Consider the following 26,707-nt stretch of genomic DNA (forward strand, 5'->3'; position numbering starts at 1 on the left):
AAAGCATCTCTCCACCTCGCAGCCTGGGGCAATGAACGCAAATGTTCCTGCTTGCCGTTCTCGTCCTTCCTTTCGCGGGAAGCTTTATTGCGGCACTCTTGCGGGTCAATGCACGCAACGCTGAGGCATGGCTCGCTGGAGCGGTCGCACTTACAGCTTTTTGCCTCATCGGCGCGGCTTATCCGAACGTGACGAATGGTGGCGTTGTCGGGTGGCGAACGGACTGGGTCGCTGAACTTGGACTCGCATTTGTGCTGAGGCTTGACGGGTTCGCATGGGCCTTCGCCATGCTGATCACCGGCATCGGTTTTCTGGTGGTGCTGTATGCCCGGTACTACATGTCACCCAGTGATCCCGTTCCGCGGTTCTTCTCCCTGCTGCTCGCCTTCATGGGAGCAATGCTGGGAATCGTGCTCTCCGGCAACCTGCTCCAACTGGTTTTTTTCTGGGAGCTGACCAGTCTCTTTTCATTCCTGCTGATCAGTTACTGGCACCACAACGCGGCGGCGAGAGACGGCGCGCGGATGGCGCTGGTGATCACGTCGACGGGTGGGCTTTGCCTCTTCGCCGGCGTGCTGCTCATCGGGCACATCGTCGGCAGCTATGACCTGGAGCAGGTGCTGGCTTCCGGAAACGCGATCCGTTCGCACGCGCTTTATGTCCCCGCACTCGTTCTGATCCTTCTCGGCGCTCTCACAAAAAGCGCCCAGTTCCCGTTTCATTTCTGGCTGCCGCACGCGATGGCCGCTCCAACTCCCGTTTCAGCTTATCTCCATTCGGCAACAATGGTGAAGGCCGGAGTGTTCCTTCTAGTGCGGCTCTGGCCGGCAATGGGTGGAACGAATGAATGGCTGTGGCTGGTGGGCTCGATCGGCCTGATCACGTTTTTTCTGGGCGCCTTTCTCGCCGTGTTCCAGCAGGATCTGAAGGGGCTATTGGCCTACTCGACGATCAGCCATCTCGGATTGATCACGCTTTTGACCGGACTCGATACCCCATTCGGACAGATCGCGGCGATTTTCCATATCATGAACCACGCGACCTTCAAGGCATCGCTGTTCATGGCGGCCGGCATCATCGATCACGAAACCGGCACGCGCGACATCCGCCGCCTTAGCGGGCTATGGGCCTTCATGCCGATTACGGCGACGCTGGCCATGGTGGCTGCCGCGGCAATGGCGGGAGTGCCGTTGCTGAATGGTTTTCTGTCGAAGGAAATGTTTTTTGCCGAGACGATCGAGGTCCATGACAATTCCCTCGTCGATCAGGCGCTGCCGTACATCGTCACTCTCGCCAGCACGTTCACGGTTGCCTATTCGCTGCGCTTCATTCGCGACGTGTTCTTCGGCCCGGCTCCAACCGGCTTGCCACGCGTTCCACATGAGCCGCCCCTGTTGATGCGACTTCCGGCCGAACTGCTCGTGCTGGCATGCCTCATCGTCGGTGTCGCGCCGGCTCTCACAGTGGCGCCGATCCTCGATACGGCTGCCCGGGCGGTTCTCGGCTCCGCGATGCCGGAGTACAGCCTTCGTCTCTGGCACGGAATTACGCCTGAACTTCTGATGAGCATCGTAGCGATGGCCGGTGGGTTGGGCGTCTACGTCATGCTGCGCTCCTACCTGCTCGCGCATGAGGGACCGCCCTTGCTCGGTCGCATCAATGGCAAGCGGATCTTTGACTGGGTGTTGGTGACATTGTCCTGGCGGTTTGCGCGATGGCTCGCCACCAATCTCGGCACGAGGCGTCTCCAACCACAATTGAGACTGTTGGCTGGCGTGGCGTTCGTCGCTGCTCTGCTGCCCCTCTACGCCCGCGGCCTCTCGCTGACGGGACCGTCAAGGAGGGAATTCGACCTCGTCTTTGGACTACTCTGGGTGGTGGGCGTTGGCTGCGCGGTGGCGGCCGCGGTCCAGGCCAAATTTCATCGGGTGGTGGCGCTGATACTGCTCGGGACCGCGGGTCTCGTCACCTGCGTCAGCTTCGTCTGGTTATCCGCTCCCGATGTCGCGCTGACGCAGATCGTCGTTGAGACGGTTACGACGGTTCTCCTGTTGCTCGGCTTGCGGTGGCTGCCGAAACGCATCGCGCGACCAGGCCCGGCAGAGGCGCCCGACAGCATTCGGTGGCACCGCGTTCGCGATTTCTCCATCGCGCTCCTCGCCGGGCTCGGTTTGGGCACGCTTGCGCTGGCGGCCATGCAGCTCCCGGACAACCACAGCATTTCGCGATACTTCGTGGAAAACGCCTACACGAAGGGGGGCGGAACCAACGTGGTGAACGTCATCCTGGTGGATTTTCGCGGGTTCGATACGCTCGGCGAGATCACCGTGCTTGCGGTCGTCGCACTGACCGTCTTTGCGCTTTTGCGCCGTTTCCGTCCGGCCCCCGAAAGCATTCCCGTTCCCGAACAGCAGCATGCCCAGGATGCCCACGACGAGGCTCATCCCGATCGACAGAAGGGCGACACTGCCAAAGACACGCTTGCTACCGCGGCATTGATGATGGGGCTGCTGTTTCCCGTGATCGGCGTCGTGGCCATTTTCCTTCTCTTGCGCGGGCACGACCTTCCGGGCGGCGGCTTCATCGCCGGCATCGCCATGGCAACAGCATTCATCCTGCAGTATATGGCTCGCGGCACGGTGTGGGTGGAAGCTCGTCTTCACGTCATGCCGGTGCGTTGGATGGGTTTCGGCCTCTTGCTGGCAGGGTGTGCGGGAGCTGCCGCCTGCGTTTTCGGACACCCCTTCCTGACCTCGTACTTTGCATATGCCGAACTGCCTCTGCTCGGTCGCGTCCCCACGGCCAGCGCTCTTCTCTTCGATATCGGTGTGTTCTCGCTCGTCGTCGGCGCCACGGTATTGATGCTCATCGCAATCGCGCATCAATCGCTGCGTCGCTATGGCGTGCCGCTCCAGGCGGGGCAACGCGCGCACGATGAGCGAGCGAAAGAGGAGTTGGTGTAATGGAGCTTAGCCTGGCCATCGGCATAGGTGCGCTTACGGCGTCCGGAGTGTGGCTGATCCTCAGGCCGCGCACGTTTCAAGTCATCATCGGGCTTTCGTTGCTCTCTTACGCCGTCAATCTCTTCATCGTGGCCATGGGACGGGTGCGGACGGGAGCGCCGGTGCTGATCGCAAAGGAGATCGGGGATGCAACGAAACATGCTGACCCGCTACCACAGGCGCTCGTACTGACTGCAATCGTCATCAGTTTTGCGACGACGGCGTTGTTCCTTGTCGTTCTCCTCGCGTCGCGCGGCCTGGCTCGCACCGATCACGTCGATGGTCAGGAGCCCGAGGCGTGAGCGGAATCGCAAATCTCGTCGTTGCGCCTATCGTCCTGCCCCTGCTTGCCGGCGCAGGCATGCTGCTCTTGAATGGAGAGCGGCACCGCAACATCGTGGCTGCGGTCAATGTCGCCGCAACGGTTGCACTCGTTTGCGTCGCGGTGATCTTGCTCGGAATGTCTGATTCGGGTCACCCCGGAATCAGGGAAGTCTATCGCCTGGGCGATTGGCCTGCTCCGTTCGGAATTGTCCTCGTTCTCGATCGGCTCTCCGCGCTCATGCTGCTCCTGACCAGCATCCTGGCGTTGGCGTCGGTTGTGTTCTCTCTTGCCCGTTGGCACCGGACAGGCGCGCATTTTCATCCGCTCTTTCAATTTCTGTTGATGGGCCTCAATGGTGCCTTCCTGACCGGCGATCTCTTCAACCTGTTTGTCTTCTTCGAGTTGTTGCTGGCCGCTTCGTACGGACTTCTGCTGCATGGTTCCGGTCTTGCACGGGTGAAGGCCGGGTTGCACTACATCGTCGTGAATCTGGTCGCGTCTCTATTGTTCCTGATCGGGGTCAGCCTGATCTATGGCGTCACCGGGACGCTCAATATGGCGGACCTCTCGGCGCGGATACCTGCAATCGCTGCGGAGAGCCGCGGTTTGCTCGAAGCAGGCGCCGGCATGCTGGCCGTGGCCTTCCTGCTCAAGGCCGGCATGTGGCCTCTGTGTTTCTGGCTGCCGACGGCCTACGCATCTGCGAGTCCACCGGTGGCGTCGATCTTTGCGATCATGACCAAGGTCGGCGTATATATCATCCTGCGTCTATCGCTGTTGCTTTTCGGTGAGGGCAGCGGCGCGTCAGCGGGCTTCGGCAGTGACTGGCTGTTGTGGGGCGGGGTGGCGACGATCGCCTTCGGAGCAATCGGCACATTGGCATCCCAGGACACCGCCCGTCTCGGCGGCTTTTCGGTGCTCGTATCCTCCGGAACCGTGCTGGCAGCCACCGGGACCGGGCAAGTCAGTGTCGCCGGCGGAGCACTGTTTTACCTGGTCAGCTCGACTCTCGGCATCAGCGCGTTCTTCCTTCTGGCCGAACTCATCGAGCGCGGCCGCGAACCCGGAGCTGACGTGATCGCCGTCACGCGAGAAGCTTACGGAGAAGACCACGGTGCGGACGATACCGAAGAGGAAGTCGGCATGGCCATTGTGGCCACGATGGGATTGCTCGGCGTCGCCTTTATCGGATGCGCCCTGGTCATCGCCGGGCTTCCGCCGCTGTCGGGGTTCATAGCCAAATTCGCGCTGCTGACGGCGGCGCTTCATCCTTCAGACATGCATCCGGGCGGTGCCGTTCCCGGCAGTGGATGGGCGCTCCTGTTGGCGCTCCTCGTGTCCAGTTTTGCGGCGTTGGTCGCGCTGACCCGAGCAGGTATCCGCTCCTTCTGGGCCTCGCCAGATCGCACCGTGCCGCGTGTGCGCCTGATCGAAATGGCGCCCATCATGTTCCTGTTGATCATTTGCGCGACCCAGACAGTGCTCGCCGGTCCGGTGATGCGTTTCATGCAGGCAACGGCGCAATCGCTGCACGCCCCGGCGGGCTACGTCAGCGACGTCCTGGAGATCAGCGTCCAAGGCAGCCGAAAGGCGGGTGGCGAATGACGCGATTCCTGCCCTTTCCGCGGGTGAGCTTCTGTCTTCTCGCATTGTGGCTGCTGCTCAATCAAGCAGTCACGGTCGGACATGTCCTCCTCGGTTGTGTGATCGCGCTCGTCGGCGGGCGGATCCTCACCGTGCTGGAGCTGCCAAGCACGCACGTCAGGCGACCCGGCGTCCTTCTCCGCCTGTTGGGATTGGTAGCGATTGATATCATCCGCTCCAACTTGGCGGTTGGCCGGATCATTCTCGGCTTTGGGCGCCGGCAGCGAAAATCCGGGTTCGTGAACATTCCGCTCGACATGCGCAATCCCTACGGACTGGCCATGTTGGCTTGCATCATCACCTCGACGCCCGGAACGCTGTGGGTGAATTTCGATGCACAGAAGGGCTTGTTGATGATCCATGTTCTCGACCTGGTCGATGAAGCCGAGTGGATCCGCACGATCAAGCAGCGCTACGAACGCCATCTGCTGGAGATATTCGAATGAGCCAGCTCTTGCTGATCTACGCGCTTGTCGCCGCACAGGTACTTCTGGTGTTGGCTATCGGCTGTGGCGCGGCTCGCATCTTTCGGGGGCCGCGAGCACAGGATCGCGTTCTGGGTTTCGACACGCTGTCCGTGAACGCGATGTTATTGCTTCTGACGTTCGGGATTCGATCCGGCGAAACGCTCTATTTCGAGGCGGCTCTGGCCATGGCCCTCTTCGGTTTTGTTGGTACGGTTGCGCTAGCGAAGTTTCTGCTGCGCGGCGAGGTGATGGAATGAACGGCATCGAACACCTGCCGCCCTGGGCTGCGGCTCTCACGGCATTTCTCCTTCTTGTCGGCGCCGCCGCCACACTGGTCGGTTCGCTGGGCCTTTTGCGGTTCGGCACATTCTACGAGCGGGTCCACGCGCCGACGCTCGGGACAACGCTGGGCACCGTATTCATTGCAGCTGCTTCAATCGTTTGCTTTTCGGTACTTCAGAGCAGGCCCGTGCTGCACGAAATCCTGATCATCGGGCTTGGCGTGGTAACCACGCCTATTGCGCTGACCGTATTGGTGGGCGCAGCGCGATTTCGCGATACCGCCGAAAAGAGTGCGCAAGTTCGCGGACCAGAGGGCAATTAGCGCGAGACGCGCGATTTTTTGGTTCCTTGACCGGCCAGTCGGTCAATCCAGGCTAAATGTCGCATTTGATTTCCTGCATCGCATGCCCACCTCTAAGTACATGATGCATGACGCTGAGTAGTAGGCGAGTTCGCCGAAGTCTTTGCATGTTGGCCGCCTGATCGGAGGCAATCAGCCCCGAACTCAGTCCATGCCGCGTTCGCGAGGGCTGGAAGCTCGGTGCCCGGCAGAGCGAGCAATGCACATGCCGCTCGCAAGCGAGCCGCACCGCAAACAGAGGCAGTGATGACTACAACGCTACGACGCCGGATTTATAGGACCCAGCTGCAGATCCGCCGGTAACCCGGACGATTCAGATCGTCCGGGATGGTACCTCAACATTTCTGCAACCAAAGCCGGGAGTTTCTCATGTCGGTGTTCTTCGCGCTGCTCGTCCTGACCTCATGGGTCATGTTCATCTGGATTTCAGATCCCGATGGCTTCCGCGAGGCATTCGCTCGCCGCCGAGCGCCAATTCCTCACGATCCTAAAAGGTGACGTTGGGAGGTTCACCTCCGTCACCGCGTACAACAGTTGCTTATGAGCGAGAAAGATATCGTGCGCCGCATGTTCGCGGGGCGCGATGCTTGGTTGCTTCTCGGCTCCAGATCGTCGGTCCAGGCCAAACCGGACGAACGAAGCTGGCAGGCAACAGCGTCATAGGCCCTCCGCAAGGCAACCGAATTGCCGCGCTGGTCGAGCTTGGCAGGCCATCGGGCCGGCGGCCGTTCGCAATTGTAAGGATTCTGACATGAATATCGTCGCTGCGACAGATTTCTCGACGCGGTCCAATCGCGCTTTGCGGCAGGCCGGCCTCCTGGCGCGCTCCCCTGATGCAACTCTGCACCTTGTTCATGTCGTCGACGAGGATCAGCCAGCCGAGCTGATCCGCATCGAAGAGCGTGAGGCACAGCGGGTGCTGGTTGAGCAGATCGCATCCATGCCGGAGCTGCAAAACGTTCAGTGCTACCCGATCGTGGTCAAGGGCCATCCCTTTGACGGGATATTGCGAGCGGCTGCAGCAGCCGACGCGGATCTCGTTGTAATGGGAGCCCATCGTAAGCAGTTTCTGCGCGACATCTTCACAGGCACCACAATCGAGCGTGTAATTCGCGGAGGAAGGTATCCGGTTCTGATGGTGAACAACGAGGCGCAGCGGCGCTATGAACGCGCTCTGGTGCCGGTCGATATGTCGGATACATCCGCCGATGCAATCCGCGTGGGGCTGTCCACCGGACTCTTGACACAGGGCGCAACAACGATCCTTCACGCCTTCTCGCCGATGACGAAAGCGCGATTGGTCCGCTCCGGTGCGAGCGCGGCCGTCATCAGCGGATATGTCGATAGCGAGCGTCTGAAGGCAACGGAGGAGCTGACGAAGTTTCTGGTGGCGAACAAGCTCGGCACGCAACGATGGTCTCTCCAGGTCGGCGAGGGCGGGCCCATGCAGGTCATCACCCGTGCTGTTTCGGAGAGGCAGCCTGACATGCTGGTGATGGGGACGCACGGGCGATCTGGATTGGTTCGGGCCTTGATCGGGAGCGTAACGGAAGAAGTCCTGCGTTCGTTGAGTGTGGACGTTCTCGTTGTTCCTCCCGCCGGCTCTGAACGCACAATGTCAAATCCGCTGATCGGCACCGACCCGAAGGCGTGACGCGTACCGCGGCTCATCGCTCGCCGGCGAACCCTTCTTTCCGCGAGACCACGGCTCCCGCTCTGTCGGCTGATCGATAGACTAGCGGCGCCGTCGTTCGCTGTCGCGCGCAGCCGGCTTTGCTGCTTGTGGTTTGGTTGAGCCCCGCGTGATCTTCAGCGGATCGCTGGCCGGAAAGGTTTGCTGCAATTGCCGGTCCAATTCCTCGTCGAGTTCCCGCTTCTCCCGCTGCTTCGATGTTTCGTCATGCTTTGGCATTGCTCAATCTCCGCGTTTAGCACTTGGTGACCGGCCGTCCGTGATCGGGAACAGTTGACGCCAAACCGAGCGGAATTGAGGATTTGGAATCAGCACGGATCTTGAAGTAACAGACCGGTGCTCGGGACATCAGCGTCGCTAGTCCCGCCCGCACGGGGGACAATAGTGTTTCTCGATCATGGCACCTGCGCTCCGGCATGAAAAAACCCGCGGCGGATTGCTCCGCGCGGGTGAACTTTCGATGATGCCATTCTGCCAGTGTTTTGCCCGACGTGTCAAAGCTGAACAGCACGACGGGCAGGGATGTATCGGTTCGGCAAACGCCTAGTTGGTGCAATCAAAATGGCTAATGATTTCAATACCCCCGCTACTGTGCATGGGGTTGTTTTTCGTTTTTTTGTTTTTGCGCCGCCGAAGCCGCACCTCAGCGCCGTCCGCGCGGTGCTTCCGCCTTGGCCGGCGGCTCGGTCTGCGGTCCGCAGCTCGCGGCAGCGAGGGTTGACTGCGCTTGCGGCATCAGGCCGGGCTCGGGGGCGAGCGCCTTCATCACGATCAGGCCGGTGGTGCTGGGGGAATCGATGATCAGGCGGTCGGCGGCGGTGATCTCTTCGTCTTCGGGCAGCTCGTTGTGCTGCGGCTCGGTCATCAGGTCGAGCTCGATCACCTTCTTGCCGGCCGAGCGGTCGTTGATGGCGTAGTAGGCGATCTCGTTGCGGGTGTAGAACGACACCGACGTGTAGGCCTGGCTGACGGGGACCGTCAGCTTGATCGGCCCGTTCGACAGATCGTAGCGGCAGATCGCGAGCGCAAAGGCCGGGTCCATGAACGGCATCGGCGAGGTCTGCGGATCGGCGAGCGGAAGCTGCGTGACGGCGTTGAGTTTCGTCATCGGCGTCAGCCGCGAATAGGCGTCCTGGGTCGCGATCCGCGGCAACGCCAGCACGCTGACGAGATGGACCACGAGGCCCAGCACCACGCCGGCAACGATGGTGAACAACAGCCGGATCATGAGCAGCCCGCCGTCGTGATCGTGGGCATCGGCGCGTCGCGCTGGGTGCGCGTGGCAACGCCGACCGGGGTGTCGTAGAGCCGCAGCATCAGCGTGTAGCGTTCGATGCCGCCAGTCGGCAGCCAGTTGCCGGCGCGCGAGCGCGAGGCGATGCGGATCTCGAACGAGCCGTCGGACTGCCGCACGATCTCCTGGCTGGTGAAGCCGTAGCGCTGCAGCGAATTGGGAACGAGATGACCCTTGCGGTCATAGAGCGTCAGCGTCCAGAACCGTGCCGGCGGTGTCACGCCGGAGACCACGACGTCGCAGCGGCCGTCGAGCACCTTCTTCTTGTCGTCGGCGGTGGCGGTGAAGGCGACGCCGTCGCCGGTGCCGATAGGCAGCTCGCCGTTGCGCACGATGGTGGCGCGCGAATAGGGATCGACGTCGGCGGTGCCGGTGCGCGGACGCGCGGTCCAGGGGCCGATGGTCAGCGCGCCGATCTCGGTGCCGCGCGTCGTCGTCATCCAGGTCGCGCCGACGCCCACCACGGTTGCGAGCAGAAGGGCCGTCAATGTGATCAGGATCAGCCGCACTTGTTCGGTCAGTTCTTGCGCGGGGCGGATGCGTTCGCATTCTCTTCCGCATAGTTCTGCGGGAAGGCGAGCGCGCTCGTGGACGATGCCGGTTTGGCTTGCTTGGGGTCGGTGGCGGCCGCTTTGGCCGCGGTCCTGGCCGCGTCATCCAGCAGCTTCTCGACGCGCACCAAAACGTCGGCGCCGCGCTTGGTCAATACGGGCGGCGGACCGGGCTTGGTCTCCAGCACCTTCGGCGCCGCATTGGCCTGTGCGTTGGTGATCCGCTCGGGCGGCAGCTTCTGGCCCATGCCGATACCGGCGATCTCCCGGACCTCGACGCCCTGATGCGCCGCGAGCATGATGTCGTGCCAGGTCTGCGCCGGCAGCGAGCCGCCGGTCATGCGGTTGGTCGGCGAATAGTCGTCATTGCCGTACCAGACCGCGCAGGTGAAATTGCCGGTGTAGCCGACGAACCAGGCGTCGCGATACGCATTCGTCGTGCCGGTCTTGCCCGCGGTCGGAATGCCGTCGAGGGCTGCGCGGCGCGCGGTGCCTTCGCTGACGACGTGGCTCATCATGCCGGCCATGTCGGCGGCTACGGAGGCGGGAATCGCCTGGCGCGGCTTCGGCCCGTCGCGGTCCCAGCGCCAGACCGGATCGCCCGCGCCGGTGCGCACTTCCAGCACGGAATGCGGCGTCACTGCCTTGCCGCGGTTGGGGAAAGTCGCGTACGCCACCGCGTGCTCGAGCACGGTGACTTCGTCCGAGCCGATCGGCAGCGACGGCGTGTCGGGCAGCGGTGCCTTGAGGCCGAAGCGGCGCGCGACCTCGACGATCTTGGCGCGGCCGATCTTGGCCGGGTTCGGCGCCTTCGGCTGCTCCTTCTGGCCGATCGCGATCGACAGCTTGACGGGTACAACGTTGATCGAGCGCGTGATCGCCTGCGTCAGTGTCACCGCGCCGGAATAGGAATGGCCATAGTTCTGCGGGCACCAATTGCCGATGCAGACCGGGCCGTCGACCACGATCGAATTCGGCGTGAAGCCGTTGAGGAGCGCGGTGGTGTAGACGTAAGGCTTGAACGACGAGCCCGGCTGGCGATAGGCGTCGGTGGCGCGGTTGAACTGGCTGGCGCCGTAGTCGCGGCCGCCGACCATGGCGCGGATGCCGCCGTCGAGATCGGAGACGACGGTCGCGGCCTGCGTCGCGTGATAGTCGCGGCCGAACTGGCGCAGCTGGTTCTCGACCGCGTCCTCCGCCGCCTTCTGCACGTTGGTGTCGATCGCGAGCCGGACCACGAAGACGCGCTCAGTGTAGGATTTCGGGAAGGTGTCGACCAGCTTGCGCATCTCGTCGAAGGCGTAGTCGAGATAATAATTCGGCGACGCCTCGTAGCGGCGGTCGACCGCGAAGGCGGGGTTGCGGCGGGCGCCGAACACCTGGCCCTCGGTCATGAAGCCGGCGTCGACGAGATTGTCGAGAACGACATTGGCGCGGGCGCGGGCGGCGGGCAGGTTGATGTGGGGCGCGTATTTGGTCGGCGCCTTGAACAGGCCGGCGAGCATCGCGGCTTCGGCGAGCGTCACGTCACGTGCCGACTTGTTGAAGTAGAAATGCGCGGCGCCGTCGACGCCGAAGGTGCCGCCGCCCATATAGGCGCGGTCGAGATACAGTTTGAGGATCTCGTTCTTGGTCAGGCGCCATTCCAGCCAGACCGCGAGGAAGGCTTCGTTGACCTTGCGCTCGATGGTGCGCTCGTTGCTCAGGAACAGGTTCTTGGCGAGCTGCTGGGTGATCGAAGAGCCGCCCTGGCGGACGCCGCCGGCCTGGGCGTTGGTGACGAGCGCGCGCGCGGTGCCGGCGATGTCGATGCCGAAATGCTCGTAGAAGCGGCGGTCCTCGGTCGCGAGCGTCGCCTTGATCAGCACGTCCGGAAAATCTTCCAACGGGATCGAATCGTTGTGCTTGATGCCGCGGCTGCCGATCGGGTTGCCGTAGCGGTCGAGGAAGGTCACCGCGAGGTCGGACTTCTTCAGCCAGTCCTCGTCCGCGGTCTCGCGGAAGGCGGGGATGGCCAGGGTCAGCATCACAACCAGGCCGCCGAGGCCCAGCGTCGCGGCCTCCGACAGCGGCTCGATGAACACCCAGCGCTTCCAACGCCCGACATAGAAGCGGTCCATGAAGGTCGAGTAGCGCTCGTAGAGCTCGCGGATGCCCTTGGCCGAGGAGAACAGCGAGGAGTCGATGCGCGCATCGAGGTCCAGGAAGAAATTCCGGATCCGGGCCTTCCAATGCGGTGGTATGATCTGGCGCACCTAGAACCCTTGCGGCTTGGTTCGAAAGCGTTCAAGCACCCGGCCGGGGGCGGCATCGAGACGTCTTGCGGGAGTGTTGCGGCAAACCCAAGGCGCCCGGCCAGCGACGGTGGGGACTCGCTGTTCCTTCTAGCCGAGCAGGGCCTATAAACCAATGGTCACGCTTGCGATTTTGAACAACAGGCCTAATTGACCCCGGTTCATTACGGGCCTCACGCGGGCGTTGCTTGCAGCCCCACGGCCGCACGCCCTAGATGGCACCAACCGTAGCTCTTTCGAACTTTTGTTGAGGCGCATGACCGCAGCTCCCAAACGACCTTCAGGCCAGGAAGGATTCTTCTGGAAAACCAAGACGTTGGAAGAGATGTCGGGGCCCGAATGGGAGAGCCTGTGCGACGGCTGCGGCCGCTGCTGCCTGAACAAGCTCGAGGAAGATGGCACCGGCGACATCTATTTCACCCATGTCGGCTGCAAGCTGCTCGATGGGGTGACCTGCGGCTGCAAGGACTACGCGAATCGTTCCGACAAGGTTCCGGACTGCGTCCGCCTGACCCCGGCCAATGTCCGCACCCTGAACTGGCTGCCGCCGAGCTGCGGCTACAAGCTTGTTGCGGAAGGCCGCGACCTCTATTGGTGGCATCCCCTGGTGTCAGGCGATCCCGACACCGTGCATGACGCGGGCGTCTCCGTACGCGGACGGGTCGAAGGCAGCGAGGTCGAGATTCCGGACGATGAGCTCGAGAACCACATCGTGCAGTGGCCGGCGCAGCTGCCAAAACGGGCGCGCCTGAAGCGACGTCCGAAGGACTGATCCGCCGCACCAGGTAGATCACGTCCTCGCGATGGCCGTGGGGTGGGATGCTCCCATGCGCCGCGGTGCCTGCCTTAGAAGAACTTTGCTGTCTACATTGACTGCATAGAACGAATCCTTCGCGGTGTTGCGCCGCCTCATGGCTTCCGGTCGAGATGAACAAGTTCGAGCGGCAGAGCAGTTCTGCCGACACCCAGACATTGCCCGACGACATCGCCGAGGAATTGTCGCGCCTTCCGAGCGAGGTCTTGAGCGTCGATGACGCTCCTTCGCTCGCGCCGCCGGCGCCGCTGTCGCAGGACGAGGTCCGCACCATCGTCATCAGCCTGATGTTGACGATGTTCCTGGCCGCACTGGACCAGACCATCGTCGCCACCGCGCTGCCGACCATCGGACGCCAGTTCCACGACGTCTCCAATCTCTCCTGGGTCATCACCGCCTATCTGCTCGCCTCGACCGCGGTCGCGCCGGTTTTCGGCACGCTCAGCGACATCTACGGGCGCCGTGTGATGATCATCATCTCGCTCAGCCTGTTCGTCGCGGGCTCGGTGCTGTGCGCGATCGCTCCGAACCTGCCGATGCTGATTCTTGCACGCGGTCTCCAGGGACTGGGTGGCGGCGGCATCATGCCGGTGGTGCAGACCGTGATCTCCGACGTCGTGAGCCCACGCGAGCGCGGCCAGTATCAAGCCTATTTCTCCAGCGTCTGGATGGTCGGCGGCATTCTCGGCCCGGTCATCGGCGGCGTGTTCGCCGAGCATCTGCACTGGTCGATGATCTTCTGGATCAATGTGCCGCTCGCGGCGGCGGCGATCGCGTTGCTGCTGCCCAGGATGAAGAAGATTCCGGTGTTCCACCGCAAGCGCAAGGTCGACTGGATCGGCGGCGTGCTGCTGATGGCCTCTGCCGTCGTCTTCATGCTGGTGCTGACCTGGGGGGGCACGCGCTTCCCGTGGCTCTCGCCCACCGTGCTTGCGATGGTGGGCGGCGCTGTAGCGCTCGCGGTCACCTTCGTGTGGCACGCGCGCCGGGCGGAAGAGCCGTTCCTGCCGCTGCCGCTGCTCGGAGGATCGGTTGTGCCGTTCGGGCTGACGGCCGGCGGTTGCGCGCTCGGTGCGATCACGGGCCTCACGGTGCAGCTGCCGCTCTATTACGAGGCGGTCTATCACCTCAGCGCCAGCGAAGCGGGCCTCGCGCTGATTCCGCTCGCGGCGGTCTCGACCTGCGGCGCGGCCATCGCTGGTCGCACCATGGCGCGGGCCAAGCACTACAAGCGGGTCGCCATCGTAGGAACGTCCTGGGCAGCGCTGTGCGGCCTCGGCCTCACGTTGACGACGTTGCCGCTCTGGGCGCTGCTGACGCTGATGGCTGCGTTTGCGCTTGGCCTCGGCACCACCTTTCCGGTCTGCGTCGTCTCGGTGCAGAATTCGGTCGCCCGTCCGCAGGTCGGCACCATCACGGGCGCGTTGAACTTCTTCCGCTCGCTTATGTCCTCGTTCACGGTTGCGGCGTTCGCGGCCATCCTGCTCATCGCGCTCGGTGCCGACGTTCCGCTCGCCGGCGAGCATCACGGCGCCGTCAATGCGATCCCCGCGGACGACATGCGGCATGCGTTCCGCTACGTCTTCGGCGCCGCCACCGCGCTGATGGCTGGCGCCGCGCTCTGCCTGATCATGATGGAGGAGCGGCCGCTGGCCGGTCCGTCCACGACGCAACCCGTCGAGATGGCGGAATAAGAACCGCTAGCCGCGGCGTCCGTCCGGAAAGCTGCTGCTTCGCGGCAATCGAATCGTGAACTCGGTGAACGCGCCGGGCTCCGTCGCGACGTCGATTGTGCCGCCGTGCTGCTTCACCACGATATCGTGGCTCATCGACAATCCGAGGCCGGTGCCTTCGCCGGCCGGCTTGGTGGTGAAGAACGGATCGAACATCTTTTCCTTCACCTCGTGCGGAATGCCGGTGCCATTGTCGCGGATGCGGATCTCGATACTGTCGCCCCGGTCGCGTGTCGCGGCGATCACTACCGGCTCGTAATCGGCGGCGCCGTCATCCGACTTGCGCTTGGCGACCGCGTGGAAGCCATTCGAGATTAGGTTCAGCAGCACCCGGGTGATCTCCTGCGGAAACACTTCCGCTTGTCCGGCCGCCGGATCGAGCTCGCGCTTCAGCGTCACGTCGAACTGTGGCTTCTCGGCGCGGGCGCCGTGATAGGCGAGGTTGAGGCTCTCCTCGACCAGTGCGTTGATGTCGCTCAGCCGATGCTCGCCGCCGCCCTCGCGGGAATGCAGCAGCATGTTCTTGACGATGGAGTCGGCGCGCCTGCCATGCTGCACGATCTTCGCGAGATTGTCCTTCAACAGTCCGGTCAGCTCGTCGACCTCGCTACGAACGTCGTCCGCGAGCGGGACAGGCGCGAGCGCCGCGTTCAGCTCGTCCGTCAGCTCGGCGGAGAGCGATGCAAAGTTGTTGACGAAGTTGAGCGGGTTCTTGATCTCGTGCGCGATGCCGGCGGTGAGCTGGCCGAGCGAAGCCAGCTTCTCGGTCTGGACCAGCCGGTCCTGGGCAGCGCGCAAATCGTCGAGCGATTTGGCGAGGTCCCGGGTGCGGTCCTGCACCTCGTTGAACAGGCGCGTGTTCTCGATGGCGATCACGGCCTGGTCTGCAAAGGTCTTGAGCAGGGCGATCGCCTTGTCCGGGAAAGGACCGGCCTCCGGCCGCGTCACGCCGATGGTGCCGATCGCGACGCCGTCGCGTAGCATCGGGATCACGAGGATGCTGCGATAGCCTCGCGTCCGCGCCAGCTCTCTCATGGCGTCCGTGAGGTCGGGCTCGTTCTGCATGTCGCTGCGGAATGCGAACTCTCCGCTTCTTGCCACCCGGCTGTGAATGCCGGATGCCGACAGCGGCACCGGGAACGAATTGAGCAGCTCTTCATTGCCGGCTTCGTTGTCGGTGCTGAAGGCGGCCAGGTGCAGCAGGTCGTCGATGACGCGCGTGACGGTGGAGGAATGTCCGCCGACCAGGGACTTGGCGCTGTCGGAGATCGCCTGGAACACCGGCGTCACATCCGCGGGCGAGGCCGCGATCACCTTGAGGATGTCGGCGGTCGCGGTCTGCCGTTCCAGCGCTTCCCTCGTGGTGTTGAACAGGCTGACATTCTTGATCGCAATCACCGCCTGGTCAGCGAAGGTCTGCAATAGCCGCACGTGATGCTCGCCGAACGCGCCGGTCGCGCGCCGCGTGGCGATGATGACGCCGATCGCCGCGCCGTCGCTCATCAAGGGCGCGAACAGCATGCTGCGGTAGCCCCGGGCGCGCGCGATGTCGCGGGCTGCGGGTTCGACTTCGGTGTCGGGCAATTGCGCCGCCACACCATTGGCCACGAGCCGGTAGGGCGGGAACTGCGCGAATGGCACCGGGAACGAGGCCTGCAGCACGCGATCGCCGGCCGGATCGGTCGGCGTGAACGCCGCAAGGTGCGCCGCGCCCCCAATGTAGCGCAGCACCGCGGTGGAGAAGCCGCCGATCAGCCGGTTGGCATTGGCCGCGATGGCGTCGAACACCGGCTGTACGTCGGACGGCGAGGCGGCCATCACTTTCAGAATGTCGGCGGTGGCGGTCTGACGCTCCAGCGTCTCGCGTGTCTCGTTGAACAGGCGCGCATTCTCGATCGCGATCACTGCCTGATCGGCGAAGGTCTGGAGCAGCTGGACGTGGTCGGCTGCGAACGCGCCGGGCTCGGCGCGCGTGACGCTGATCATGCCGACTGGCGTCGCCCGATTCATCAGGGGCATGAACAGCACGCTGCGGAAGCCGCGCAGCCGCGCAAGGTTCCGATTCAGCTCCGGGACCTCCGCGGCTTCGCTATCGGGAAACTGGATCGTCTCGCCGCCACGCACCAGCGCAAAGGTCGGAAAGTCGGCAATCTTGCGCGGGAACGACGCCTTGAGCCCTTCGTCCGCCTCGGGGCTCGTTGGTGTAAACGCCACGAGGTGGAGCTCGTCCTCGATGAACTGAAGCACGGTGGCGGAGAAGCCGCCGAGCAAGCGCCGGGAGCTGGACGCGATCGCCTCGAAGACCGGCCGGGCATCGGACGGAGAGGCCGCGATGGTGCGCAGAATCCCGGCGCTGGCGTTCTGACGATCGCGCGCAATCGCGAGCTCGCTGCGAAGCTGCGCGTTCTCGGCTGTGGCCGCCTGCAACAGGCGTTTAAATTCCGCGATGTCGTTGGAAGGGGCGGTCATTCGCAATCCGGCTTGATGCCGCGACAAGCGCGGCACCGAGGCGGATTATCACATCTCCTGCGGCCGGAGCCAGCCTCCGCGACAGCGAGTTTTGCTGCCGGAATCCGGCCCGCTTCACGTGCCCGGCCGCGACACCTCGGTCTCCTTGCTGGTGATGAACTCCAGCAGCACGGGAACGCCTTCCTGCGTCTTCTGGATGCCGCGCCTGATCGCGGGGGTGATGTCCTCAGGTCTCGTCACCCGCTCTCCATAGCCGCCGAAGGCGCGCGCCATCGCGGCGTAGTCTCCGGAAATGTCGGTCGAGCGATATTTCTCGGTCGAGACCGGCATCACCTTCAATTCGATCGCCATTGAAAAATTGTTCAGCAGGATCGACATGATCGGGATGCGCTCGCGCACCGCGGTCTCGAAATCCATGCCGGTGAAGCCGATCGCGGCGTCGCCCCAGACATTGATGCAGAGCTTGTCAGGCTTTGCGAGCTTTGCGCCCATGGCCAGCCCAAGGCCGTAGCCGAGTTGCGTCGTCTTGCCCCAGCCAAGATAGGTGAGGGGCTCGACCGACTTCCAGAACGGCGAAAGCTGGTCGCGGGGGCTGCCGGCATCGTGGGTGATGATGGTGTTGCGGATGTCGACGGTATGTTGCAGGTCCCACAGCACGCGATAGGGGCTCAAGGGCGCATCATTGCTGGTGAGCTTCGGCATCCATTTCGCCAGCCACTCCTTGTGCGAAGCCGCGATCTCGGCTGCCACCGCCGACGCGTCGCGATCCGCGCTGACGGTCTTGCCGATCTCCTCCAGCAGCGCGTCGAGCACAAGCCCGGCATCGCCGACGAGGCCAATCCTGGCTTCCACGTCCTTGTTGAGATGGTTCGGATCGAGTGTGGAGTGGATGATGGTTTTGTCTTTGGGCATCGCGATGCCGAAGCTTGTTTCAGTGAAGGAGCAGCCGATGCCGAAAATGAGGTCGGCCTCAGCCAGAAACTTCGGCACGGCGCGCGGCACCGCAAGGCCGCCGGAGCCGAGCGAGAGCGGATGCGTTTCCGGGAAGGACGATTTGCCCCCAAGGCTGGTCGTGACGGGAATGGCGAGCCGTTCGGCCAGCCGCTTCAGTTGTGGCCACGCCTGGGCGTAATGCACGCCCTGGCCGGCATAGATCGCCGCGCGCTTGGCGTTGACGAGCAGGTCGGCCGCCTCCTTCATATGAATGGGATCCGCGCCGTAGCGGGTGCGCAGCACAGGCGTGTAGTTCAGCGGCTCCGGCACCTCCTCGTTCCACATGTCCGCAGGGATCTCGACGATCACAGGGCCGCCGCGGCCGTTCTTCAGCTTGGTAAAGGCGCGGCGAAAAATGTTGGCGACTTCCGCGGCCAGGATGATCGGCTCCGACGATTTCGAAAACGCCTTCATCGCCTCGCTGGAATTGAAGTTCGGCTCGATATGCGCAAGCCTGCGCTGATAGCCCATTGGCAGCACCAGTACGGGAACGGATTCGCCGTAGCATTGCGCAACGCCGCCCATCGCATTCTCCGCACCGGGGCCATGCTGCATGCAGAACGCGCCGATCGAGCGTCCCGATGTCACCCGCGAGATCGCATCCGCCATGTGGATGCCGACGCGCTCCTGCCGCACCATCACCGGCCGGATATCGGCCTTGGCCGCATGCTCGATCAGATGGTTGACCGGATAGCCGCAGAGGATCCCGATCCCCTCGCGCTTCATGATTTCCGCAATCGCGGTGCCGAGCTTCATGGCGTCTCTCTCCCTGGCGTAGGCCGGTTGCTCCGGCCGATTAGGGGAGAGAGGATCAGGAAATCCGGGGAGGGTAAAGCGCGGACGATGAGAGTCGCGGTGGGTCAGCTATGCAGCGAGTGCCATAGCCCGGATGGAGCGCAGCGCAATCCGGGGCCGTTCCACCCGGATAGACCAGTGACGAATTTCGCTGCGCTCCATCCGGACTACGACCGCTACTTGCAGCTTTGGCAGATCATCAGCTTGCGTTTCAGCGACTCGTCTTCTTGATCGATCAATTGCTCAGCGGCGCCTTTCGCACCCGGATCGGCCCTGGAGCCCTTCGCATTGCGTGACCTCACAGGCGGGACTACCTGGCTCGAGGTGTCGTTGCCGTCGCCGATACCTACGCTGAAGCCATCGTAGTCGGCAGCTGGGTTCGGCGCCGATGGAAGCCCGCCGATCACCGGCGGCGAAGCTTCTCTGATGGATGCTGCCGGCGGAGGTCTGGAAGTTTTGGCGCCCGCATGCGGCGGCGATGCATTGGGCGGAGAAAGCGAAACCGACGGCGCGGCCGAAGTCTGCCCTCTCGCGCTGTCCTGCGACCAGACGCCAACAAAGATGAGGCTGAAAGCCAAGAGCATCACGCTTCTCATCCGCATCCTTCAAGCCGCCGTGGTTCGTCGATTGACAGTGTGAAGCGTATCAGGACCCGCATGGTCGTCAAAGCGCCGCAGCCCGGATTTCGCTACCGGGAATATAGTTCACAAAGCGTGACCGGCCCGCCGCGCACCAAGCCAGGCCCTGTCAAGTCAAAGAGGAATTTAACGCTTGCGCCCTAACTTGCGCTCGCCATGAGTGACCAGGTCGTCCACAGCGAGGTTCAACCGTTTTCGGCGCGTGCGGCGCTTCCCTGGCTGGTGAGCCTTGGCGTCTATGGCCTGCTGCTGATCCTTGGACCGCGGCTGCTCAATGATCCCGACAGCTATTCCCACATCGAGGTCGGGCGCTGGATCATCGCGCATGGCACGCTGCCAGCGACCGACCCATTTTCCTTTTCGAGGCACGGCGCTCCCTGGATCACCTTCGAATGGCTCTCGGAGGTGATCTACGCCGCAGCCTACGCGCTCGCCGGCTGGCCAGGCGTCCTCGTCGTCGGCGCCGCGGCGATAGCGCTCGCCTTTGGCCTGTTCACCTTCTTCCTGCTGCGCGAGCTTTCGCCGACCCAGACGCTGCTCATGGTGATCGTGGCCGTCATCCTCTTGGCGCCGCATATGCTGGCGCGGCCACATGTACTGGTGCTGCCGCTGATGGTGACCTGGGCGGCGGCCCTGGTACGCTGCATGGATTGTCGAGGGCCTCCGCCGTACTGGGCCCTTCCGCTGCTGGTCGTGTGGGCCAATCTGCACGGCAGTGTGGTGCTGGCGCTTGGACTGATCGGCCCTGCAGGGCTCGAGGCGCTGCTATGCGAGGAGCGTAGTGAATGGCCACGCGTATTCCTGCGTTGGCTGCCGTTCACGGCGCTTGCGGTCGCGGCGTCCTGCCTGACCCCCTACGGGCCGGAACCGCTGCTGATGCCGCTGACCACGCTCGGCCTCGGCCCCGCGCTCGGTTGGATCGCGGAATGGCGGCCGCAGGATTTCAGCCATATAGGCTTCTTCGAGCTGTTGCTGCTGGCCGGGATCTTCGCGCTCTCGCGCGGCGTGACGCTGCCGGTGGTCCGGGCCTTGGTCGTGATCGGCTTGCTGCATTTCGCGCTGGCCCAGATCCGCAATGCGGATCTGCTGGCCATGCTGGCGCCGCTCTATCTGGCGGCTCCGCTGGGGCGAAAGTTCGGCGGACCGATTGGGAAAGATGCGGCCGGCTCGTCGCGCCGCCTGAACCTGGCCGCCCTCGGTGTGTTGATTGCGGTGAGCGGGGCGACGCTGGCCCGTGATATACGGCCGGCTCCGGCCATCACCCCTCAGGCTGCCATCGCTGAAGCCAACCTCGCCGCAGCGGGGCACGTGCTCAACGATTATACCTTCGGTGGCTATTTGATCTTTGCCGGCATTCCCACCTTTATCGACGGTCGCGGTGAACTGTACGGGGGAGCGTTCATCAACCGCTACAATCGCGCCCTGGCGCTCGTCGATCTCGGCGACTTTCTCAGATTGCTCGACGAATACAGCATCGGCGCGACGTTGCTCGCGCCGGGGACGCCGGCTATAGCGATGCTGGACCGGCTGCCCCAATGGCAGCGCGTCTACAGCGACGACGTGGCGGTCGTGCACAAGCGGCGAGATATACCGCAAAGATAGATCAAGCGGTCCCGTAGGCGGCGTATTGGCCGCCGAGCGGCACGCCGCTCAGGGTCGCTTCGAGACGCCGCGACGGCTTGGTGTCGCAGGGCAGCAGCAGGAAATGGCGCGCACCGATCTCGCGCAAGCCGCCGGCAGCCATCAATTTTCGGGTTGTGCCGGCCCCGAGCAAGACGGCGTCCCGGTCGAACTCACAACGCGCGACGGCAAGACGGGTCAGCGGGTTGTACGGATTGTGCTCGATGACGCAGACGAGTCCACCGGGGCGCGTCACGCGCCGCATCTCCGCGATGAATTGCGCCCATTCCGTTGGCACGAGATGGTGCATCACGCAGACGGCCGTGACCAGATCGAAGCTGGCATCGTCGAAAGGAAAGGTGCGGCCGTCGAACTCACGGTAGTCGACCCTGCCGTTGTCAGCGCGCGCCTGCGCCAGGCTGGCCGACGAGACGTCGATGCCGCTCAAGCGGCCGACCATGCCGTGCAGCAGTGGATGAAGGCTGCCTACGCCGCAGCCGACGTCCAGCATGTCGGGCCTCTCCGTGTCGAGCCGCTGCGCGATCAGGTTGCCCAGCAGATCGGCCTTGGCGCGCATGAAGAAATGATGCGGCAAGCCGGAGAAGTCGATCGAGGATTGGACCACGTCACGGTAGTTGTCGTGATAGCCGTCGAAGAGCTCGGTCATGCGCTGTGTCACTCGTTGACGGCGTGGATCGCGGGTGCGGCTGCCGCCTCGTTGCGGTCGAAGCCAGCGCGGGTCTGCACCACGTAGAGCGGTCGACGTTTCACCTCGGCATGGATGCGGCCGACGTAAAGCCCCACGATACCCGTCATCAGCATGTTCATTCCACACAGCAGGGACATGACGACCATCGTCGAGGACCAGCCGGTCACGAGATGACTATCGTTGCTGAGCCACAACAGGATCACCCAGCCGCCATAGAGCAGTGCCAGACCTGAGACCGTCAATCCGCACCAGATTGCCAGGCGCAAGGGCAGATCGGAAAAGCCGAGCGCGGCGTTCATCGCGAGCCGCAGCATCTTGAACAGCGGATATTTGGTCTCGCCCGCTGCTCGCTCGAGGCGGTGGAAGGTGACCTCCGCCTGCCGGAAGCCGAGCCAGGCGATCATGCCGCGTACGAAGCGGTCCTGCTCCGGCATCTGCCGAAGCGCGTCGAGCACCTTGCGATCGATCAGGCGGAAGTCGCCGACGTCGGCGGGGATGCCGACCGAGGACATCCTGCCGAGAAGCCGGTAGAACAGATGCGCGGTCGCGCGCTTGAATCGGCTTTCGCCGTCGCGCGACAGGCGGCGGGCGTGGACGATGTCGTTGCCTTCCTGCCATTTTGCGATCAATTGCTCGATCACTTCGGGCGGATCCTGCAAATCGGCATCCATGACGATGATCGCTTCACCTTGCGCGGCGTCCATGCCGGCGGTGATGGCGATCTGATGCCCGAAATTTCGCGACAGGCCGATATAGCGAAAGCGCGGGTCGCGCGTGGCGAGTGCCTGTAGCACGATCGAGCTGGAATCGCTGCTGCCGTCGTCAACGAAGATCGCCTCTGCCGGCCCGTCGAGCCGGGACAAGACGAGGTCGAGCCTGCGCAGCAGCACCGGCAGCACGGCTTCCTCGTTGAACACGGGGATGACGAGGCTGTAGCGGATCGACTGGAAATTGGCCGCCATGCGAGAGAGTCCAACTCGTTGCAGGAGCGGAAGTCTATGCCGGCGGTGGTTAAGGTCGCCTTGCCACAACCATTAAGGATATGGGGCACCGCGGTGGCTTCCAAAAGGCGGGTGCAGATGGTGATGCCCGATTAACCACGCTGGGCAGCCGCGGCTTCGGCCTAGGACTTGCGGTCTAGGACTTGCGGCGGATCTTGTAGAGAACAAATCGCTCAGAGGTGTCCAGCGCTTCCAGCAGATCCGGCAGCGGGTTTGCGGCTCGCGGCCCGAGGACATAGAGATAGTCGAAGTCCTGATGCCAGGTGCGGACGAACGGCGGAACGCCTGCCGGCGGCCGGCTTGCCGCAATCGCGGTAAGCACGCCCAGCGGCACCGGCCCCCCGTAGGGAATGGCAAGACGGCGCACGTCCTCGCGTGGCCGCACGGGCTGCTTGCCCGCTTCCGTGAATAGATTGGGCACGAACGCGTTGGCATAGTGCACGGCCAGCGTAGGTGCATAGTACATCGGATATGAGGTGAGGTCGGCGAAGGGCGGGTCTCCATTGTCGTCCGTGCTGGCGACGAGGATGCGCGAGCCGCGATCGATCTTGTGGAACGACTCGACGATGGCCGCATAGTCGGTGCGGTAAGGCAGCCACACCGTGAGCACGACGGCGAGATTGATCAGTATGACGCCACTGATCGCGGCGAGCGCTGCCATTCTCCACGCCCGGCTGGGCAGCGTCAGCGAGCAGAAGGCCGGCAGGATCAGAGCCGCAGCGGGAATGACGCGCAGGTCGACGAACGAGGTTCCGAACAGCTTCGAGGGAATGACGACGTAGAGCAGCGCGAAGCCGATCGCGAGCCAGGTCCCGGCTGTTTCGAGCTTGAGGACGCCGCGTCTTGCGGCGAAGAACAGCGAGACCATCAGCGTAAGCCCGGTCGCCGCTGCGATTGTCAGATTGTAACCGTTCATGATGCGCAACGGCCAGATCGGCTTGAATCCGATGAACCAGCTCGTTCCTTCGCTTCCGATCGATCCCGCGGTCATGCGCATGATCCCAAAGAGGGCAAGCGCCGGTATGGCCAACGCGCCGAGCCGCGCGGCGGCGACCCCGTACGACCTTCGCCCATGGCGGATGCGCGAGAGCTCGTAGACGCCGAGCGTCGCGCCATAGACGCCGAGGGAGAAGAAATGTGCTGCAAACAGCGCAGCGACGAAGACCATGTTGACGACGAAACGCAGTGGCCATGGGCGCTCCGCGAGCATCAGATAGACGGCGATGCCGCAAAGAGCGAGGCCCAGTCCGAACTCGAAATTCACGAAGCCCCAGCTGAACGGCAGACAATAAAGGAAAGCGAGCGCCGCAAAGCCGGCGAGATGGACCCGTCCCTTCCGGGCCCATTCGAGCAAAAGCGCGCCTCCGACGATCAGCAATTGGCTCAGGAGCAGAAACAGGCGCGTGGCGTTCTCGACGTTGATCAGCCGCGCCATTTGCGGGACCAGCAGATCCATTCCAAGGTTGGGATAGAATGCCCAGGCCACTTCGTAATACGGATTGGCATTGGGAGTGCCGTTCTGGCTCAGAATGTACATCCGGGCGAGATGATTGGGATAGTCGACCATCGCGGGGATAGCGGTCAGCAGCACCGGAAGAAACGACAGGGCCGCCAGGACAGCAAGAACGCTGATCGGTGTCGATCGGTCCGAGCCAAGACGAGCCCAGATTGTCGAGGTCGGCTTGTCGGAAGGAATCATGTCATAGGGCCGCTAGAGTTTGAGCTTACGCTCTACGACAGCGCAACCGCGCGACACAACGCCAATAATGCGAACTTCGCGAAAATCAAACTGGGGTCGCCGCCGCATCGGAAGGAGGAGCCTATCATCCGGCGCGCTGCACGCGGATTCGTGCTGATGCGATTGCGGCGCGCCGGCTATGCCGGCTACTTCATCGCCGCGCTGATCGAGTTGAATTTGCTGCTCAGGAGTGCGCTGCCCGTGTTGTTCACGGCCGTGATGATCGCGAACGCGATGCCGGTGGCGATCAGACAATACTCGATGGCGGTGGCACCATTTTCGTCGGCAAGAAATGACTTGAGCAAAGTCATCGTCAACTCCTGTTCATCCGTCCAACCTAGGCCGGTGCCGTTTTCGGAATGGTAAATTGATTCACTAAGTTTTCGTGAGCGCGCCAAAACGCAGGGCGGATGGTCCTCACCTGCCGTTTGATATGGTGACATCGATTGACTTAAGGTTTCGTCACCCAATTCGGACGCATTTGGCGATGTCGTCATCCCGTCTCAGGACGAGATCTGGCGTTCCGGTGCGGCCTTGCTGGAGCGTTTCAGCACTATCGCCAGACGTCCGACCAGATAGCTGACCACGGACGGCTGCGCTCGCGCGGAGCTGCCGGCCAGGCTTTCTTCCTCGGCCGCGTCGTTGACGATGCCGATGTAATTCTTTCTGGCGTCCTGCTGCTTCACGAGCCTGCAACCCCGAGTTCAATCGAGGGGCGACGATGCTGCGCTGAGCGGGAAGCGTCGGTTAATTTTGTCTTCCGTAGGATTACGTGCCCTCCGGCCGCAGGCAGACGCTGAAAGCGCGGCTTGACTTAACGGATTGTTGAGCCTGTTCTCGAGCGGGGCGCCCGGCTCACTCGCGCCGACCGTCCGCATTCAGCGCCCGCAACACCGCGATGCGGGCGAACATCATCCAGCCGCCGCCGGTCTCGGCCGCGTTGATCAGGGTTTCGATCGCGGTCTGCCAGTGGCTCGCATCCTGCGTATCCTCGGGCAGTCGCATGATGTGATCGGCAGCTTCTTGCAGCGTCCGCAGCTTGCGCCCGCCACGTAACGAGATGGGTTCGTCGAACGCGGTCGACCAGGGCATGTCAGGTCGGCCGATCGACGAGGGGCAGCATCACGGCGTCGGCGCTGTGCGATGCCGCTAGCCGGCCTTCTTCGCCCGGGCCGGCGCGCGCACCGGCTTGTCCGCCTTTTTGGGAGCGGCTTTCGCAGCAGTGTCCTTGCCGCCCTTGCCGGTGATCGGCAGCAGCATCTCACGCTGGCCTTCGACGCGCTTCTTCGGCTTCTTGCCCTTGACGGCGTCCTTGGTCACGTCCTTGGCCACCTTCGCCGCGGGGCCTGCGTCCTTCTCGTTCGCGATGCTCTTCTTCAGCGCGTCCATGAGGTTGATAACGTTGCCGCTGGTCTTGGGCGCGGCCTTTGCTGCGATGGGCGCGCCGCTGCGCTTCTTGTTGATGAGGTCGATCAGTGCGGTCTCGTAATGGTCCTCGAACAGCTCAGGCTCGAACGCGCCGGACTTCTTCTCGACGATGTGCTTTGCAAGGTCGAGCATGTCCTTGGTCAGCTTCACGTCCTGGATGTCGTCGAAATAGTCCTTCTCGCCGCGCACCTCGTAGGGGTAGCGCAGCAGCGTCCCCATCAGGCCGCTCCCGAGCGGCTCCAGCGCGATGATGTGCTCGCGGTTGGTCAGCACCACGCGGCCGATCGCGACCTTGTCCATGCTCCGGATCGTCTCGCGGATCACCGCAAATGCGTCGTGGCCGACCTTGCCGTCGGGCACGAGATAGTAGGGGCGGATCAGATAGCGGCTGTCGATGTCGGTCTTCGGTACGAACTCGTCGATCTCGATCGTGTGGGTGGACTCCAGCGCGATGTCGTCGAGCTCGTCCTTGGTGACCTCGATATAGGTGTCGGTGTCGACCTTGTAGCCCTTGACGATGTCCTCCGAAGTCACCTCGTCACCGGTCTCGGCGTCGACCTTGAGGTACTTGATCCGGTGGCCGGTCTTGCGGTTTATCTGGTTGAACGAGACTTTCTCGGTATCCGAAGTGGCCGGATAGAGCGCGACCGGGCAGGTCACGAGCGACAAACGCAGAAAACCCTTCCAATTGGCGCGGGGGGCCATGGGCTACTCCAAACGCAACGGGGACAGAAGACGAAGATACCATCGGGGAACACCGAATCATAGCAAGGCGGATCGCTGAATCTTGCAACTGCGTTAATCGGCCGCCCGGCGCGCGGTTGCAGCCCGATCCGGCTGCAAAAACCGGAACATC

25 protein-coding genes are annotated in these 26,707 nt (G+C 63.3%); 11 read left to right on the forward strand and 14 right to left on the reverse strand.

Translation table 11 applies throughout. The annotated features are described in order from the left end of the window. Window positions 1-41: 41 nt before the first annotated feature. The 8 genes from IVB19_RS12220 to IVB19_RS12250 all read left to right on the forward strand — a co-directional run bounded on the left by IVB19_RS12220 (window position 42) and on the right by IVB19_RS12250 (window position 7,735). The gene (locus tag IVB19_RS12220) at window positions 42-2,963 is read left to right on the forward strand and encodes a monovalent cation/H+ antiporter subunit A (RefSeq protein ID WP_018458527.1); all 2,922 of its coding nucleotides are present in this window, start codon (window positions 42-44) and stop codon (window positions 2,961-2,963) included. Further along, the gene (locus tag IVB19_RS12225) at window positions 2,963-3,304 is read left to right on the forward strand and encodes a Na+/H+ antiporter subunit C (RefSeq protein ID WP_018458528.1); all 342 of its coding nucleotides are present in this window, start codon (window positions 2,963-2,965) and stop codon (window positions 3,302-3,304) included. The genes IVB19_RS12220 and IVB19_RS12225 overlap by 1 nt, the downstream gene beginning before the upstream one ends. Next, window positions 3,301-4,932: a monovalent cation/H+ antiporter subunit D gene (locus IVB19_RS12230; protein WP_018458529.1), complete on the forward strand. Its 1,632-nt coding sequence runs from the start codon at window positions 3,301-3,303 to the stop codon at window positions 4,930-4,932. The genes IVB19_RS12225 and IVB19_RS12230 overlap by 4 nt, the downstream gene beginning before the upstream one ends. Beyond that, entirely contained in the window at window positions 4,929-5,417 is a 489-nt protein-coding gene (locus IVB19_RS12235; RefSeq protein WP_018458530.1) for a Na+/H+ antiporter subunit E, read from the forward strand. Before IVB19_RS12230 ends, IVB19_RS12235 begins: the two co-directional genes overlap by 4 nt. Continuing rightward, a complete protein-coding gene (locus IVB19_RS12240; protein ID WP_018458531.1) occupies window positions 5,414-5,695 on the forward strand; it encodes a K+/H+ antiporter subunit F in 282 nt (93 codons plus the stop codon). Before IVB19_RS12235 ends, IVB19_RS12240 begins: the two co-directional genes overlap by 4 nt. Then, window positions 5,692-6,042, forward strand: coding sequence for a monovalent cation/H(+) antiporter subunit G (gene mnhG / locus IVB19_RS12245; protein WP_018458532.1), 351 nt, complete (start codon window positions 5,692-5,694; stop codon window positions 6,040-6,042). Before IVB19_RS12240 ends, mnhG begins: the two co-directional genes overlap by 4 nt. Before the next feature lie 408 nt (window positions 6,043-6,450). Then, window positions 6,451-6,579: a hypothetical protein gene (locus tag IVB19_RS40225; RefSeq protein ID WP_018458533.1), complete on the forward strand. Its 129-nt coding sequence runs from the start codon at window positions 6,451-6,453 to the stop codon at window positions 6,577-6,579. A gap of 253 nt (window positions 6,580-6,832) precedes the next feature. Beyond that, window positions 6,833-7,735 (forward strand): universal stress protein, encoded by a 903-nt coding sequence (locus IVB19_RS12250; protein WP_018458534.1) that lies wholly within the window; start codon window positions 6,833-6,835, stop codon window positions 7,733-7,735. A gap of 81 nt (window positions 7,736-7,816) precedes the next feature. Here IVB19_RS12250 and IVB19_RS12255 read toward each other — a convergent pair whose 3' ends face one another. The 4 genes from IVB19_RS12255 to IVB19_RS12270 form a co-directional block, all read right to left on the reverse strand. Further along, the gene (locus tag IVB19_RS12255) at window positions 7,817-7,993 is read right to left on the reverse strand and encodes a hypothetical protein (protein ID WP_018458535.1); all 177 of its coding nucleotides are present in this window, start codon (window positions 7,991-7,993) and stop codon (window positions 7,817-7,819) included. 424 nt (window positions 7,994-8,417) lie between these two features. After that, window positions 8,418-9,002 (reverse strand): DUF1254 domain-containing protein, encoded by a 585-nt coding sequence (locus IVB19_RS12260; protein ID WP_018458536.1) that lies wholly within the window; start codon window positions 9,000-9,002, stop codon window positions 8,418-8,420. Further along, window positions 8,999-9,577, reverse strand: a complete 579-nt coding sequence (locus IVB19_RS12265) for a DUF1214 domain-containing protein (RefSeq protein ID WP_018458537.1) — start codon at window positions 9,575-9,577, stop codon at window positions 8,999-9,001. Before IVB19_RS12265 ends, IVB19_RS12260 begins: the two co-directional genes overlap by 4 nt. Window positions 9,578-9,585: 8 nt before the next feature. Then, window positions 9,586-11,874, reverse strand: a complete 2,289-nt coding sequence (locus tag IVB19_RS12270; RefSeq protein WP_085352296.1) for a transglycosylase domain-containing protein — start codon at window positions 11,872-11,874, stop codon at window positions 9,586-9,588. 295 nt (window positions 11,875-12,169) lie between these two features. Here IVB19_RS12270 and IVB19_RS12275 point away from each other — a divergent pair, with 295 nt between their 5' ends. Together IVB19_RS12275 and IVB19_RS12280 are read left to right on the forward strand one after the other, a co-directional pair. Further along, window positions 12,170-12,685: a YcgN family cysteine cluster protein gene (locus IVB19_RS12275; protein ID WP_026233606.1), complete on the forward strand. Its 516-nt coding sequence runs from the start codon at window positions 12,170-12,172 to the stop codon at window positions 12,683-12,685. A 155-nt stretch (window positions 12,686-12,840) separates the two neighbouring features. Continuing rightward, on the forward strand, window positions 12,841-14,421 hold the full coding sequence (locus tag IVB19_RS12280) for an MDR family MFS transporter (protein WP_018458540.1): 1,581 nt from the start codon (window positions 12,841-12,843) through the stop codon (window positions 14,419-14,421). Between the two features lie 6 nt (window positions 14,422-14,427). Here the strand turns inward: IVB19_RS12280 and IVB19_RS12285 are convergent, their stop codons facing one another. The 3 genes from IVB19_RS12285 to IVB19_RS12295 form a co-directional block, all read right to left on the reverse strand. Then, a complete protein-coding gene (locus tag IVB19_RS12285) occupies window positions 14,428-16,929 on the reverse strand; it encodes a GAF domain-containing sensor histidine kinase (RefSeq protein WP_018458541.1) in 2,502 nt (833 codons plus the stop codon). 114 nt (window positions 16,930-17,043) lie between these two features. After that, the gene (locus IVB19_RS12290; protein ID WP_018458542.1) at window positions 17,044-18,678 is read right to left on the reverse strand and encodes a thiamine pyrophosphate-requiring protein; all 1,635 of its coding nucleotides are present in this window, start codon (window positions 18,676-18,678) and stop codon (window positions 17,044-17,046) included. Window positions 18,679-18,893: 215 nt separating this feature from the next. After that, the gene (locus IVB19_RS12295; RefSeq protein WP_026233607.1) at window positions 18,894-19,313 is read right to left on the reverse strand and encodes a hypothetical protein; all 420 of its coding nucleotides are present in this window, start codon (window positions 19,311-19,313) and stop codon (window positions 18,894-18,896) included. Between the two features lie 264 nt (window positions 19,314-19,577). On the opposite strand from IVB19_RS12295, the gene IVB19_RS12300 reads away from it, so the two are divergent. Then, complete coding sequence (locus IVB19_RS12300) at window positions 19,578-20,957, forward strand: hypothetical protein (protein WP_247564888.1); 1,380 nt, start codon at window positions 19,578-19,580, stop codon at window positions 20,955-20,957. 1 nt (window position 20,958) lies between these two features. On the opposite strand, the gene IVB19_RS12305 is transcribed toward IVB19_RS12300, so the two are convergent. From IVB19_RS12305 to ku, 7 genes are all read right to left on the reverse strand, one after another. After that, entirely contained in the window at window positions 20,959-21,642 is a 684-nt protein-coding gene (locus IVB19_RS12305; protein WP_018458546.1) for a class I SAM-dependent methyltransferase, read from the reverse strand. 8 nt (window positions 21,643-21,650) lie between these two features. Further along, window positions 21,651-22,646: a glycosyltransferase family 2 protein gene (locus IVB19_RS40400; protein ID WP_018458547.1), complete on the reverse strand. Its 996-nt coding sequence runs from the start codon at window positions 22,644-22,646 to the stop codon at window positions 21,651-21,653. 175 nt (window positions 22,647-22,821) lie between these two features. Further along, window positions 22,822-24,384: a hypothetical protein gene (locus IVB19_RS12315; RefSeq protein WP_018458548.1), complete on the reverse strand. Its 1,563-nt coding sequence runs from the start codon at window positions 24,382-24,384 to the stop codon at window positions 22,822-22,824. Between the two features lie 185 nt (window positions 24,385-24,569). Next, window positions 24,570-24,734, reverse strand: a complete 165-nt coding sequence (locus tag IVB19_RS12320; protein WP_018458549.1) for a Flp family type IVb pilin — start codon at window positions 24,732-24,734, stop codon at window positions 24,570-24,572. 192 nt (window positions 24,735-24,926) lie between these two features. After that, window positions 24,927-25,109 carry a hypothetical protein gene (locus IVB19_RS12325; RefSeq protein WP_018458550.1) on the reverse strand — a complete coding sequence of 61 codons (183 nt, stop codon included), beginning with the start codon at window positions 25,107-25,109 and terminating at the stop codon, window positions 24,927-24,929. A 169-nt stretch (window positions 25,110-25,278) separates the two neighbouring features. Next, entirely contained in the window at window positions 25,279-25,515 is a 237-nt protein-coding gene (locus IVB19_RS12330) for a hypothetical protein (RefSeq protein ID WP_018458551.1), read from the reverse strand. A 57-nt stretch (window positions 25,516-25,572) separates the two neighbouring features. Next, window positions 25,573-26,556, reverse strand: a complete 984-nt coding sequence (ku, locus tag IVB19_RS12335) for a non-homologous end joining protein Ku (RefSeq protein WP_018458552.1) — start codon at window positions 26,554-26,556, stop codon at window positions 25,573-25,575. Between the last annotated feature and the right edge of the window lie 151 nt (window positions 26,557-26,707).

Origin of the sequence: Bradyrhizobium sp. 187, assembly GCF_023101005.1 — a bacterium.
Classification (GTDB): domain Bacteria; phylum Pseudomonadota; class Alphaproteobacteria; order Rhizobiales; family Xanthobacteraceae; genus Bradyrhizobium; species Bradyrhizobium canariense_D.